Source organism: Pseudoalteromonas sp. A601, assembly GCF_002165575.1.
Lineage (GTDB): Bacteria > Pseudomonadota > Gammaproteobacteria > Enterobacterales > Alteromonadaceae > Pseudoalteromonas.
In genome coordinates, this window is sequence record NZ_MXQF01000024.1 from 35,887 (window position 1) to 50,246 (window position 14,360).

Below are 14,360 nucleotides of genomic sequence, written 5' to 3' on the forward strand. Positions count from 1 at the left end.
AGCTATTCCCCTATAGCCAGAGTGTAAGAGGCAAAATCAACCGCCTTATATTCCTCAGCCCCTTCGTAATCGATTAGCACAACGCCATTTTCAGGTAACTGTTTATCTTTAAATAAACTGAGCGTTGCTATAGCTTTATCAACTTCAGGGTAAATACTTAAATTGCTAATTTCAGCAATTTTCTCTTGCCCACCCGATGCATTTTTAACATAAGCACTGAGCTTGCCATAGCTACTAAAGTTAGTATGTCGTTTCAATTGAACTTGAATTTTTGGCTTGGCTTGATCAGCACTTTTTACAATGCTTACCTGCGTAATAGTCACCCTAGGCTGCTCTGCTTGCTCACGATAAACAACGGGAATACTAAAGCTCATAATCATATTTATCTGTATTCCCGACTTCTGCTCTTTATTCTCATTAGGCAAAGCTTGAAACAATAAATGAGAACGATATTCGCCTGCCTGCAAACCTTTGGGTTTTCGGATAGCAATTTTAACGGTTTGTTTTTCACCCGGTGCTAAGGTCACTTGTTTTGGTGAAAGGCGTGTCATTGGCGATAAACTGTTTGCTGTTACTTGCGCTAAATTATTATAGCCGCCAGCTGGTAAAGCTTGTTTTTCACTCCAAACTACACGATACGTACGTTGTTCATCAGAGTTATTGATCACCGTGACTTTAGCACTGCGCTGACGATCGTCAAAAGTAACACGGGTAGGTGAAATCAATAAGTTTGCCAAGGCCATTTGGCTAAAAAATGCTGTTAGTAGCACACACATCACTGTTAATTTATTGAACATGTCAGTCCTTAGTAGTCAATCGAAATTTCTAAATTGGTGGTTGAGGAGTAATCGCCATCAGAATAACTTTTACTGCTAGGCTTTGTTATTAAAGTGCCACCAATAAACACTTTAGCTTCACCAAAGTCATCAGTTGTGACTGACTTATTAGATAAACCATTTAGGCGTACTTCAAACTCGGCACTACTGCTGCCTTGTGTATTGTGCTGAACTGTTGCAGTGTTAACCAAGTTCATAGTCAAGCTAGTATTGGCTGGGAAATCAGTCAGTAATAGCTCAGCAGGGCGCCCCTTTTCAAGCACATAAATATTACCTAATGTATTTATGTCGCCGTCAGCTTTGATGATCACAGAGCTCGTGTTTGTATTGCTTGGTATAACCAAAGTACCAAAGTCAAGCGACTGCTGCTCAATACTCTTAGCAAGATAATTAGGGCTGTAAATTAAAACACTTACAGCCACTGCATACGAAAGTAGGTGCATTAAATATAATTAATACGCAACTTCGATTTGAAAAGTACCTGCATACACACCATCAGCATACGGTTTAGTGGTTACCTTGCTAGATGTTTTTAGTGTTGCGCCTAGATTGAATGACACAGTGCCATCTTGGCCCACCTGTAGGTTGGGTGTCAAAGGTGTATAGTCGGCGTTATTGTTATCCCCACTGGTGATCACATACTTCCAATCGCCAATAGTAAAATCAGGGCGGTCGGTATCTTGCCCATTTTCAAACTCTAAATTTGTTTTTGTTGGGTCAAGTATTCTCAAGACAGCGCTTGGTACAGCTTCTGATACTGTAAAAGTAGCCGGCGCACCGTCTTCGATAATCGCAAATAATGCATTAGCAGTATTGTTTTTACTCTCAGTAATAGGAGTCGCATTAGGCGTAGCGCTTACAATCAGCTCTGCAATATCCTTACCTCCAGGGTCTGCAACTGCACGCACGGTACCAAAGTTCAAATCAGTACCGTCAAGCCCAACAGCATTTTGTACCGTCACTTCTGCTCGAAACGTCTCTGTAGCAGATATCGCATAAAAAGATACAGCTAAGGTGCTTACAGCAAGTAATGGAAAAGATAATTTCATACTAAATCCTTATAAAAGATGGGACATTACCCTATGTTGCCCCTATCTTAGTTATTATCGACACTTAGAACAATTACTTTAAGCTTAATTACTGAAAAATAAGATAAGTCGGCTAAAAATTTTAAAGTGGTAGGCCAACAAAAGGGGCACTTAAACATTTTTGCCCCATTTTTTGTGCTATTAAGCAAAAAGCATTAGCTTGCGTATAGTCTTCGAAGGGCCCTACCCGTAGACCATACAAAGTGACACCTTTATTTTTTCGCTCCGTCATTACAAACCCTAATTGACTAAATGCCTGAGGGTATTCACGATAAAGGCGAGCGATTTGCGATTTTACCAGTTGTGGTTTTAAATAAAGTCCTAATTGTGCGCCAGGTAATGCGTCGTTTAAAAGATTAGGCGGTTGATTAGTCGTTTTTGGGATTGTATTGCCTTGAGGTTGTACAGCCATATTATTTGTTTGATGCACCACATCAATGCTATCTGAGCGAAGCTCTACTGGGGTTTGCGCTAATTGAGAGTTTGACGATAGCGCCATAATTAATAGCTTTAGGTCGCCTTCCATTTCAGCCAAACGGCTTATACTATCTTGCTGCTGCTGCCATTGTTCAACATATTCTTTAACTTGCTGATCAGAGATAAGCGAAGGTTTATTGTCAATTTGGTTATTAGCGCAGCCACTTAAAGCGGTTGTTACTAATATTAGAGCTGGCAAAACACGCTGTTTTATATGCATTTTCAATTAGCTTTTAGAGAACAATATAGTTTGTTTTAAGCAAAAAAAGTGCCATTAAGGCACTTTTTAATACATTATTTAAATGATATTTATTTTACTAAGTCTTTAATAAAATTACTTAAATCATCTTTAAATTCATCACGTCGAAGCGCGTATTCAATTGTCGCTTTTAAATAACCCAATTTACTACCGCAATCATGGCTACGCCCTTTAATAGCGTAAGCAGCAACAGCTTCTTTTTCCATTAGCATCGCGATAGCGTCAGTTAATTGAATTTCATCGCCTGCGCCTGCGGGGGTTTTAGCAAGTAATGGCCAAATATTTTTACTTAAAACATAGCGACCCACAACAGCAAGGTTTGACGGAGCTTTATTTACAGGAGGCTTTTCAACCATATTTAAAATAGCAGCACTTTGGCCTTGACCTATTTTTTCATCGCCTAGGTCAACCACACCAAATTTATCAACATCTTGCATAGGTACTGGCTCAACCATTATTTGGCTTTCACCGGTTTGCTCAAAATGGGCGATCATCTCAGCAAGGTTATCTTTTTCAAGATTACTTTCATAATCATCAATGATCACGTCTGGTAATATCACCACAAAAGGTTCATCACCAATAATCGGTGCCGCACAATTAATTGCATGACCAAGACCTTTCGCTTCACCTTGACGTACATGAATTATAGTTACATCTTTAGGGCAAATAGCTTGTACTTCGGCCAATAGTTGCCGCTTTACACGCTTTTCAAGCGTCGCTTCTAACTCAAAGCTGGTATCAAAATGGTTTTCGATTGAATTTTTACTTGAGTGCGTAACCAAAACAATTTCTTTAACGCCAGCAGCAATCGCTTCGCTAACTACATATTGAATTAGCGGACGGTCAACAACGGGTAGCATTTCTTTTGGTATAGCCTTTGTTGCTGGCAACATGCGGGTTCCTAGGCCTGCAACAGGGATAACAGCTTTCATTCGTCTCTCCTTAAGTGGGTATGATTCTGGTTGGTTAAAACCAATGTTATTTTAGCAGGCTAATTTGACCACTGGCTTAACACAATCAGAGTTACCTAATTATACTGAAAATGGGTATTTAATCGCATCATGGCATTGGTAGCCAATCACTTCAAAATCATCTCTGGTTACCCATGTTTCTATGTCTTCTAATGTTTTTATTTTTGGGTTGATATGTAATTGCGGTGAGTCAAATGGCTCACGCTTTAATTGCACATCACGCATTAATTCTAGCTGATTTTCATAAATATGCGCGTTAACAATTTTATGATACGCCTTACCTGCTTTATGCCCAGTAATTTGTGCTACTAAAGCAAGCAAAACAAAACATTGTATTTGATTAAAGTTCAAACCTAGTGGTACATCACAGCTACGTTGATACGATGTTAGATAAAGCGTATCACCCAAAAGTGAGAATGTATGCGTGTGCATACAAGGGCGAAGGCAACCTAAGTCAAACTCACCGGGGTTGTAGAAGGTGATTATTTCGCCTCTGTCATCAACACCGCTTTTAAGGTTATCAATCACTTTTTTCAGCTGATCCAGAGGCGTGCCATCTGGGCGTTGCCAATCACGCGCTTGAACGCCATATACGCGGCCCATGTCATCTTCACCTTTACGATTAGGATTATTAAGCCATGCTTGGTTTTCATTGGCATTAGCATCCCAAGTCATACAGCCTATGTCACGAAACTGTTCTGCACTACTGTAGCCTCGTAAATAGCCTAAAAGTTCTGCAATGGCAGCTTTATAATAGCTTTTACGTGTGGTGATCATTGGGAACTTGTTATTCGCTACATCGTATTCAAGCTCAGCGTTAATAACAGTTAAGCAACGTGTTCCGGTACGTTTATTTTCAACCCAAATGCCTTCATCAACTATGCGCTGACATAATTCTAGATATTGTTTCATTGTTTTCTTCTTAGGCCTTTTTTGCAGTCACTGGTTGTGGCTTGTTATAAGCCCATAATATCAAACCAAGGCCGCCAATGATCATCGGTAACGATAAAATTTGCCCCATAGAAATAAATCCGCCAAATAAACCTAAATGTGCATCAGGTTCACGGAAATACTCAATGGCAAAGCGAAATACGCCATACCCTAATAAGAATAATCCACCTACGCTGCCTGCCGGGCGTGACTTTTTAGTAAACAAGTAAAGGATAATAAATAGAACAAAGCCTTCAAAAAATGCTTCATAAAGCTGCGATGGGTGGCGTGCAAGCGGCCCTCCGGTTGGAAATACCATCGCCCAAGGCACATCTGTTGTGCGTCCCCAAAGCTCACCATTAATAAAGTTACCAATTCGCCCTGCTAATAAACCCACTGGCACCAGTGGAGCAACAAAGTCCCCTACCGCTAGCAGCTGCTTTTTACGTGTCCAGGCAAATACACAAATAGCGGTGATCACACCCAGCGTGCCACCATGAAATGACATGCCGCCTTGATCGATTCTAAATAGATACAATGGATTTTCTAAAAAGTAACTAAATTGATAAAACAGCACATAACCAATTCGACCGCCTAATATAACCCCGAGCATACCGTAAAAAAGTAAATCGCTTACTTCATCTTTTGTCCACCCTGAATTAGGCTTTTGTGCCTGACGATTTGCCCACCACATGGCAAAAGCAAAACCAATTAAATACATTAAGCCGTACCAGCGTACGCTCAATGGGCCAACCGTAAAAATAATCGGGTCGATTTGTGGAAACTCAAGAGCCATAAAAATTAAACCTTAACTAAACACCATTTGAAGTGCGATGATAACCAATAATACTGCGAACGCTTTTTTAATCGTCGCAACGGGTAAATAATGAGTTGCTTTTGCGCCAATAGGTGCCATAAACCACGAAGTGATCACTATACCTAATAACGCGGGTAAATAAACAAACCCTGCAAAGCCATGTGCTAAATCTGTCACTTGCCAGCCAGCCGACACATAACCAACCGAACCGAATAACGCGATAACAATACCGCATGCGGCAGCACAGCCAATCGCTTTTTTAATATCCACTGAAAAGTGGTTAAGCAGTGGTACTATAAGTGCGCCTCCACCTATGCCTATTAAACCTGACAACCCACCCATTATTGCGCTGAACGCACCAATAATAGGCCCACTGGGCATTGCATGATTACTTTGCTCAACCTTTCGTGTTGAAAGCACCATGCGAGCAGCAATAAACACGACACTCGTTGCAAATACACCGCGTAGCAATTGCTCTGGGATATAACTGGCTGCAAACCCACTAATTAACGCACCTAAACCGACCCCCCCCATAACCCATGGAGCAATTTCCCAAGGCACATTATTATTTTTATGATGAGCGAGTGCTGAAGAAGTAGAAGTAAATAATATAGAGGCTAGCGATGTTGCAATAGCAACCACCAGTACGTGATCTGCGGATGCGACTTCAAATTTTACTAGCAATACACTTAATACAGGCACTATGATTAAGCCGCCGCCAATACCAAGTAACCCTGCTAAAAAGCCGACAATGCTTCCTAGTACTGCACAGCTTGCGATCAATATAACTAAATCATGCATAGCACACTCTTATAAATAAAATGTTATATGCATATACTAATGTATTATAAAGTATGTTCACAGCTAAAAATTCAGCCCTGGCTAACTATGGTTTGGTGTATAAAATAAATCGCCAAGATCATGCTCAATCATAAAGTTTCGTGTTAATCGCAGTACTTGCTTTGCAGTTGATTGCGCTAAGCATTGAGTTAACAGTGCTTCCATATCAGAGACTTTTAAACGCCTGAGTACCCATTTTACCTTGCTCAATGAAGAGTTATTCATACTTAAACGACGATAACCCATAGCAATCAATAGTATAGCACCTTCAGGGTCGCCCCCAAGCTCGCCACATAAGCTTAAAGATAAATCATATTGTTCACACTCATGCGCTACTTTTTGTAACACTCGCAATACGCCAGGATGATATGGGTTAAATAAATCTGCAACGCGGGCATTTGAGCGATCTACCGCTAATAAATATTGGGTTAAATCGTTACTGCCTACAGAACAAAAATCAACTTTTTTAGACCATTCTGGCATCATAAATACACTTGAAGGTACTTCTAACATCACACCCACTTCAGGCCGATCTATGACTTGTTCAGGGTATTGCTCTTCAAGCTCAAAATAAGCTTGCTCTAACAATGCTAAAGACTCATCAACCTCTTCTGTGCCACTGATCATAGGGAGCATTATTTTTAAATTACCTAAGCCAATATTCGCTTTAACCATGGCTTTTAATTGATCTAAAAATAACTCTGGGTGATCAAGAGTGACACGAATACCTCGCCATCCTAAAAATGGGTTTTCTTCAGTTATATCAAAGTAATCAAGCACCTTATCGCCACCAATATCTAATGTACGCATGACAACTGGTTCAGGGTGGTAACTTGTAAGTACTTGACGATACCAATCTTCTTGTTCAGCTTGTGAAGGGAACTTACCCTTTTGCATAAACCACGCTTCAGTACGATACAAACCAACACCATCGCACACTTTGGTATTGGCTGTTTCAGTATTCAAATCTAAACCTGCATTTAACAGCAAGGTAATTTGCTCGCCATCTAAGGTAATTGCATCACACTCTTCTTCTGCAATGAACTTATCGTTGAGGAGCGTTTCTTGATATTTCAATTGGCGGTATTCGTCTTGCAGCATTTGCGAAGGAGAGATATATAAACGCCCTGCATAGGCATCTAAAATCATCAACTTAGCGTCTAACTGTAACAAAGGGATATCTTCAATACCCCAAATTGCCGGAATTCCCATGGCTCGCGTTAAAATAGATGCGTGACTATTAGCTGCACCATTTACACTGACAACACCTGCTAAATGCCCTTTAGGTACCTCTGCCAACATAGCAGGAGTTAAAGTATTGGCTATTAATATTGTATCTTTAGGGTAACTCTTCGCTGCATGCTCAGTATTTACTAAGTGGTGCAGTACACGTAAGCCTATATCTTTAACATCAACAGCCCGCTCTTTAATGTACGGGTCTTGCATGGCATTAAATTGTGCTATTAGTTTTTCAATGACAATTTTTAAAGCACTTTTCGCACACCAGCCTTGTTGTAGCTGCGCCTCTACATTTTGCCCTAAACTTTTTGCATCTAATAATTGCTGGTAAACATCAAACACAGCAAGTGCTTCTTTAGGAATAGAATCACTGAGGGTCATTGATAGAGTATTAAACTCTTTACGCGTAGCTGATACTGCTTGACTAAATAAGCGCTGTTGCAGCACGGTGTTATCGTCTTTTTTAAGCTCTATTGACTTAAAATCAAGCTTAGGAATAACCACGTAAGCGTGTCCGATTGCAATGCCAGGAGCGCTTGAAACCCCTTTTAAGACCGAAGTTTGATGAGACGACTCATCTTGGCGCAAAACTTCTTTGATTTCAGCATGAGCCAGTTGTGAGGCCAATTGAGCTGAGAGAGTAATTAAAAAAGACTCTTCGTCTTGACTAAATACCCGGGCGATTTTTTGTTGTACAACAATAACGCCTAAAACTTTTTTTTGATGGACCACTGGCACTGATAGAAAAGCGTTATAGCCTTCTTCATTTACTTCGGGGGAGAGTTTAAATCGCGGGTGAGATTTAGCAAATGCAATATTGATTGGCTCTTCACGTTGCGCTACTAAACCAACTAGGCCTTCTGTAAAGCCAATTCTAAATTTACCAACTGCCGCCGGGTTTAAACCTTGGGTTGCCATCAAGACAAAATCATCTTGGCTATAGTCGGCAAAGTAAATAGAGCAACACTCGGTTTGCATGGCCTCTTTCACCATTTTAACAAAGCACGCTAAAGCACTGTCCAAATTCGCCTGCTGCGATACGGATTCTGCAATAGCTCTGAGTGTTGCTAGCATAGCTGTCCTTATCTACCTTTATGTCGCCATGAATCTTTTGACTGCTCACGCTTATTAAACGGCATTGCGAACGGTGCAAACTCTTTCATGACACGCCGATATACATCGCGCTTAAATGATACAACCTGACGTACAGGATACCAATAACTCACCCAGCGCCAATCATCAAACTCTGGATGGTGTGTTTTTAGTAAGTCTACATCTTCGTCTTTACAACGAAGTTTCAATAAAAACCATTTTTGTTTTTGCCCAATACACACCGGACTCGAGTCGCGGCGGATTAATCGTTTGGGTAATTTATAACGTAACCAATGCTTTGAACTTGCGACAATCTCTACATCTTCTGGACGCAAGCCGACTTCTTCGTGTAATTCACGGTACATTGTTTGCTCTGGCGTTTCACCATTGTCGACACCCCCTTGCGGAAACTGCCAAGAATGCTGGCCATAACGCCTAGCCCAAAAAACTTGTCCCTGATTATTGCAAATTACAATTCCGACATTGGCACGAAAACCTTCGGCATCAATCACCTTAGTGCCTCATTTGTAAGTCGATTTTTAACGATTGTTCCACATTAGCCGCGTTACGGCAAACACTATTATAATCAACAAGAGATGAGCAACAAAGTTAACAGCTAATTTGTGTGTTATTTAATCATCAATTTATTTTAGTAACAGTTTTATATCAATATAAATAATACTGCAACGGTTTTACGCACCTTACCCACAGCTTGTGCATAACTTTGACTTACTACGGTTATTTTGCAAACAAGTCCACAATAAGTGATCTGAATAAACGCCTTTTCCACAGAATCTGTGGATAACGTTGTTTATATATCTGTATTTATCCCCGTATACATTTTATTTTAATATTGATCACGTAATGAAAAAACAACAAATTGCTTTAAGATCATAATCTTAATTATACTTTAAAGGGCTTCTACATAATTAAAATCCCATCAAACAAACAGCGAACAAAAAACAGCCAAAGGCAAAGATATCCACGGATAAACTGTTTTGTTATCATGGCAAGCGAATTTATACAATAGAATTAAGCACCATGCGAGCGATAAAACCACAGTCAATCAATGAATTAATGCAACGAGTCAATAACATTGCAGGAATGACATTGGGACAATTGGCGCAACAATATCAATTTAAAACCCCTGACGATTTACTACGTGAAAAAGGCTGGACAGGTCAACTTATTGAATATGTACTTGGTGCAACAGCGGGTTCAAAACCCACACCTGATTTTGAAGAACTAGGCGTTGAGCTCAAAACGCTACCCATTTCCTATAAAGGCAAACCACTTGAAACCACGTTTGTATCTGTTACGCCTCTACTGAATGTGACCGGCATGACATGGCAGCAAAGTCATGTTCGCAACAAACTAAACCATGTGTTATGGCTGCCTATTTTAGGTGAGCGAGACGTCATCCCCTTTGAACGAACCATTGGCAGTGGCTTTTTATGGCAGCCAAGCGCTGAACAAGATGCGCAATTACAACGGGATTGGGAAGAGCAAATGGAATTAATTGCCCTTGGTCGCATTGATGAGATCTCGGGTCATTTGGGTGATGTAATGCAAATACGGCCAAAAGCAGCGAATAGTAGAATCGTCACCGATGCTATCGGACCAAATGGTAAGCTCATCAAAACCCTCCCCCGTGGGTTTTATTTAAAGACCAACTTTACTGGGGAAATCCTCAAGCGACAATTTCAGCTTTAAAAATAAATTAAAGCGCAATGTAAAATTACGCCTAAAAACAAAAATCCCCGCCGGAGCGAGGATTTTTAAACGTTTTATCAGATACTAAAGAATTACTGGCCTTTAACTTCTTTTAAACCATTAAATGGTGCTTTTGCACCTAGTGCCTCTTCAATACGAAGAAGTTGGTTGTACTTAGCAACACGATCAGAACGGCTTAATGAACCTGTTTTGATTTGGCCTGCAGCAGTACCCACAGCTAGATCAGCAATTGTTGCATCTTCTGTTTCACCTGAGCGGTGAGAGATAACAGCTGTAAAGCCTGCATCTTTTGCCATTTTGATTGCTGCTAACGTTTCAGTTAGTGAACCAATCTGGTTAAATTTAATTAAGATAGAGTTAGCAATACCGTTGTCGATACCGCGTTTTAAAATCTTAGTATTTGTAACGAACAAGTCATCACCTACTAACTGAACTTTATCGCCCATTAGTTTTGTTTGATGTGCGAAGCCATCCCAATCAGACTCATCAAGACCATCTTCGATAGAAACAATTGGGTATTGCTCAGTAAGTTGTTGTAAGAATAAATTAAACTCTTCAGACGTGAACTTTTTACCTTCACCTTTAAGGTCGTAGATATTTGCTTCTTTGTCATAAAACTCAGACGCAGCACAATCTAGTGCTAACGTGATATCTTTACCAAGCTCGTAACCCGCATTAGCAACAGCTACTTTAATTGCAGCAAGTGCAGCTTCGTTAGACTCTAGGTTTGGAGCAAAACCACCTTCATCACCTACCGCTGTAGAATGACCGTCGGCTTTAAGTACTTTAGCAAGGCTGTGGAATACTTCAGCACCCATGCGTAGTGCTTCACGGAAGTTAGCAGCGCCAACAGGTTGAATCATGAATTCTTGAATATCAACTGAGTTATCAGCATGCTCACCACCGTTGATGATGTTCATCATTGGTAATGGCATAGAGTAAACACCTGGTGTACCGTTTAGGTCAGCAATGTGCTCATATAACTCTACTTTTTTCGATTGTGCAGCAGCTTTTGCAGTTGCAAGTGAAACAGCTAAGATTGCATTGGCACCTAATTTTTCTTTATTTTCAGTACCATCTAAATCTAGCATTACTTGGTCAACAGTGCTTTGCTCTAAAGCGTTTTGGCCTTCTAATGCACTATTAATTTCGTTATTAATATAACCAACTGCAGTTAAAACACCTTTACCTAAGTAACGTGCTTTATCACCATCACGTAATTCTAGTGCTTCACGAGTACCTGTTGATGCACCAGATGGTGCAGCAGCGCGACCCCAAGAACCATCAGCTAAATGTACATCAGCTTCAACAGTAGGGTTACCACGCGAATCCATAATTTCGCGACCAATCACTTTTACGATATTTGACATCTCGATTCCTCTTTTCCCAAAATGGTGAGTTTGTCGGCTTTATTAATTTTCCTTAATACCGCCGCTTTAAAAACAAATAAGCCGTGCATAGAGCACGGCTTATTCACATTACGATGACGTTTTTTGATGAGTGTATGCAGCTGCAACAAACCCTTCAAATAACGGGTGACCATCACGTGGTGTTGACGTGAATTCCGGGTGGAACTGCGCGGCAATAAACCAAGGGTGATCTTTATTCTCAATAATTTCGACTAGTTTTTTATCTTCAGATAAACCTGTGAAGCTTAAACCTGCTTTCTCAAGCTGTTCAACAAAATTATTGTTCACTTCGTAACGGTGACGATGGCGTTCAACAATTTCATCGCTGCCGTAAACTTCACGTACTTTAGAACCTGGTGTTAAATGACATTTTTGAGCGCCTAAACGCATAGTGCCACCTAAGTCAGAACCTTCGTCACGTACTTCAATATTACCTTCAGCATCTTGCCACTCAGTAATTAAACCAACAACAGCATTAGCCGATTTTAGGTTAAACTCAGTCGAGTTAGCATCTTCAAGGCCTGCAACGTTACGTGCATACTCAATAAGCGCTACTTGCATACCTAAGCAAATACCAAGGTAAGGTACTTTGTTTTCACGGGCATATTTCGCTGCTAAAATCTTACCTTCAACACCACGACTACCAAAACCACCTGGTACTAAAATAGCATCAAGGTGAGACAGTAGCTCTGTGCCTTTGCTTTCAAGATCTTGTGAGTCAACATATTCAATATTAACGGTTAAACGGTTTTTAAGACCTGCGTGTTTAAGTGCTTCATTAACCGATTTGTATGCATCTGGTAATTCAATGTATTTACCTACCATACCAATAGTCACTTCACCCGTAGGGTTAGACTCTTGGTACAACACTTGTTCCCATTCAACTAAGTCAGCCTCAGGCGCTTCTAAGTGGAAACGACGACATACAAAATGATCAAGCTCTTGAGATTTCAATAGAGCTGGAATTTTATAAATGCTGTCTACATCTGGTAACGAAATAACGGCTTTTTCTTCAACGTTAGTGAAAAGTGCTATTTTAGCGCGCTCGTTATTTGGTAGCTTACGATCAGAACGACAAATAAGAATGTCTGGTTGAATACCAATCGAACGTAACTCTTTAACTGAGTGTTGTGTTGGTTTAGTTTTCACTTCACCTGCAGGGCCTAAGAACGGCACTAGCGTTAAGTGAATAAACAATGCGCGCTCACGGCCAATTTCTGTGCCTAGCTGACGAATTGCTTCTAAAAACGGTTGTGATTCGATATCACCTACCGTTCCACCAATTTCAACGATTGCCACATCATGACCTTCAGCACCATCATAAACACGTTGCTTAATATCATTAGTAATATGTGGAATTACCTGAATAGTCGCACCAAGGTACTCACCACGACGCTCACGACGCAGTACATCTTCATATACACGGCCTTGTGTGAAGTTGTTACGGCTTGTCATTTTGGTGCGAATGAAACGCTCATAGTGACCTAAATCAAGGTCTGTTTCTGCACCGTCTTCGGTGACAAATACTTCACCGTGTTGAATTGGGCTCATTGTGCCTGGGTCAACGTTGATGTAAGGATCCAGCTTTAAAATGGTTACATTTAAACCACGGGCCTCTAAAATAGCTGCCAACGATGCTGCTGCAATACCTTTACCCAACGAAGAAACAACCCCGCCGGTAACGAAGATAAATTTTGTACTCATGCGAACCCTAGAATATCAGGAATTAAAAGGAATATAATACCCAAACAAGTGATTTTGGAATATGTTCAAGACGGGGCGAAATTATAGCAAAAGGCTCACTATCAATCCAGCAGAAATTAGCTATTGAGCGCACAAAAAACAACCGCGATAATTTACTTATTTAAGCCTGCTTTTTAATTGCCTCCCACGCAGCGTCCATTTCATCGAGTGTTGCCGTATCGAGCGATTGGCCTCTGGCTTGCAAATACGCCTGAACTTTTTCAAACCGCGCCGAAAACTTATCATTTGCACTACGAAGTAATTGTTCTGGGTCTCGTTTAATATGTCGAGCCACATTAACAGTAGCAAATAACAGGTCACCGACCTCTTCGGCACTATGTTCAGAAAAGGGATCAACCTCTAATGCCTCTTTAACTTCATCAACTTCTTCAACCACTTTATCAAGTGCGCCATGATAACTTGGCCAATCAAAACCGAGCCCTGATACCCGTTGTTGAATCTTTTTTGCTTTACTAAGCCCCGGCAGATTTGCAGGTATGTCTTGCCATAAAGCGGGAGGATTACCCGAATTCTTCGTTGCCCGCTCTAGGGCTTTTATAGCTTGCCATTGATGGGCAACCTGCTGGTCGGATAACTCGCTATTGCTTGCAAAAACATGAGGATGGCGCCTCACTAATTTATCATTTAATGTGCTTATTACGTCTTCAAAGTCAAAGAGTTTTTGCTCTGAGGCCAACTGGGCATAAAAAATCACTTGAAACAATAAATCACCCAGCTCAGTTTTAAGCTCAGTAAAATCGCCACGCTCAATACAATCAGCGACTTCGTAAGCCTCTTCGAGTGTATGCGGCATGATGGATTTAAAGTCTTGCTTCAAATCCCATGGGCAACCGTTTTGCGGATCGCGAAGTTTAGCCATAATGGCTAATAACTCTGGTAATGCACTGGCCGACTTACTCATACA

Annotated in this window: 14 protein-coding genes; 1 reads left to right on the forward strand and 13 read right to left on the reverse strand. The window is 40.7% G+C overall.

Annotated elements, in window-relative coordinates; all coding sequences use genetic code 11:
* Nucleotides 1-2: 2 nt before the first annotated feature.
* The 10 genes from B5G52_RS16635 to rppH form a co-directional block, all read right to left on the reverse strand.
* Entirely contained in the window at nucleotides 3-797 is a 795-nt protein-coding gene (locus B5G52_RS16635) for a molecular chaperone (protein ID WP_087533770.1), read from the reverse strand.
* An 8-nt stretch (nucleotides 798-805) separates the two neighbouring features.
* A complete protein-coding gene (locus tag B5G52_RS16640; protein WP_087533771.1) occupies nucleotides 806-1,279 on the reverse strand; it encodes a DUF4402 domain-containing protein in 474 nt (157 codons plus the stop codon).
* 9 nt (nucleotides 1,280-1,288) lie between these two features.
* Complete coding sequence (locus B5G52_RS16645) at nucleotides 1,289-1,885, reverse strand: DUF4402 domain-containing protein (protein ID WP_087533772.1); 597 nt, start codon at nucleotides 1,883-1,885, stop codon at nucleotides 1,289-1,291.
* A 121-nt stretch (nucleotides 1,886-2,006) separates the two neighbouring features.
* The gene (locus tag B5G52_RS16650; protein ID WP_087533773.1) at nucleotides 2,007-2,621 is read right to left on the reverse strand and encodes an SPOR domain-containing protein; all 615 of its coding nucleotides are present in this window, start codon (nucleotides 2,619-2,621) and stop codon (nucleotides 2,007-2,009) included.
* A gap of 89 nt (nucleotides 2,622-2,710) precedes the next feature.
* Nucleotides 2,711-3,592, reverse strand: coding sequence for a UTP--glucose-1-phosphate uridylyltransferase GalU (gene galU / locus B5G52_RS16655; protein ID WP_087533774.1), 882 nt, complete (start codon nucleotides 3,590-3,592; stop codon nucleotides 2,711-2,713).
* A 99-nt stretch (nucleotides 3,593-3,691) separates the two neighbouring features.
* Nucleotides 3,692-4,543, reverse strand: coding sequence for a thymidylate synthase (locus B5G52_RS16660; protein ID WP_087533775.1), 852 nt, complete (start codon nucleotides 4,541-4,543; stop codon nucleotides 3,692-3,694).
* A gap of 10 nt (nucleotides 4,544-4,553) precedes the next feature.
* Entirely contained in the window at nucleotides 4,554-5,357 is an 804-nt protein-coding gene (gene lgt, locus B5G52_RS16665; RefSeq protein WP_087533776.1) for a prolipoprotein diacylglyceryl transferase, read from the reverse strand.
* 12 nt (nucleotides 5,358-5,369) lie between these two features.
* Nucleotides 5,370-6,179, reverse strand: a complete 810-nt coding sequence (locus B5G52_RS16670) for a sulfite exporter TauE/SafE family protein (RefSeq protein WP_087533777.1) — start codon at nucleotides 6,177-6,179, stop codon at nucleotides 5,370-5,372.
* A gap of 81 nt (nucleotides 6,180-6,260) precedes the next feature.
* Nucleotides 6,261-8,531, reverse strand: coding sequence for a phosphoenolpyruvate--protein phosphotransferase (gene ptsP, locus B5G52_RS16675; protein WP_087533778.1), 2,271 nt, complete (start codon nucleotides 8,529-8,531; stop codon nucleotides 6,261-6,263).
* Between the two features lie 8 nt (nucleotides 8,532-8,539).
* A complete protein-coding gene (rppH, locus tag B5G52_RS16680) occupies nucleotides 8,540-9,061 on the reverse strand; it encodes an RNA pyrophosphohydrolase (RefSeq protein WP_087533779.1) in 522 nt (173 codons plus the stop codon).
* 529 nt (nucleotides 9,062-9,590) lie between these two features.
* Here rppH and mutH point away from each other — a divergent pair.
* The gene (mutH, locus tag B5G52_RS16685; RefSeq protein WP_087533780.1) at nucleotides 9,591-10,262 is read left to right on the forward strand and encodes a DNA mismatch repair endonuclease MutH; all 672 of its coding nucleotides are present in this window, start codon (nucleotides 9,591-9,593) and stop codon (nucleotides 10,260-10,262) included.
* A 92-nt stretch (nucleotides 10,263-10,354) separates the two neighbouring features.
* Here the strand turns inward: mutH and eno are convergent, their stop codons facing one another.
* The 3 genes from eno to mazG form a co-directional block, all read right to left on the reverse strand.
* The gene (gene eno / locus B5G52_RS16690; RefSeq protein WP_087533781.1) at nucleotides 10,355-11,653 is read right to left on the reverse strand and encodes a phosphopyruvate hydratase; all 1,299 of its coding nucleotides are present in this window, start codon (nucleotides 11,651-11,653) and stop codon (nucleotides 10,355-10,357) included.
* A gap of 108 nt (nucleotides 11,654-11,761) precedes the next feature.
* Nucleotides 11,762-13,396: a CTP synthase gene (locus tag B5G52_RS16695; protein ID WP_087533782.1), complete on the reverse strand. Its 1,635-nt coding sequence runs from the start codon at nucleotides 13,394-13,396 to the stop codon at nucleotides 11,762-11,764.
* Between the two features lie 160 nt (nucleotides 13,397-13,556).
* Entirely contained in the window at nucleotides 13,557-14,357 is an 801-nt protein-coding gene (gene mazG / locus B5G52_RS16700; protein WP_087533783.1) for a nucleoside triphosphate pyrophosphohydrolase, read from the reverse strand.
* Nucleotides 14,358-14,360: the final 3 nt, after the last annotated feature.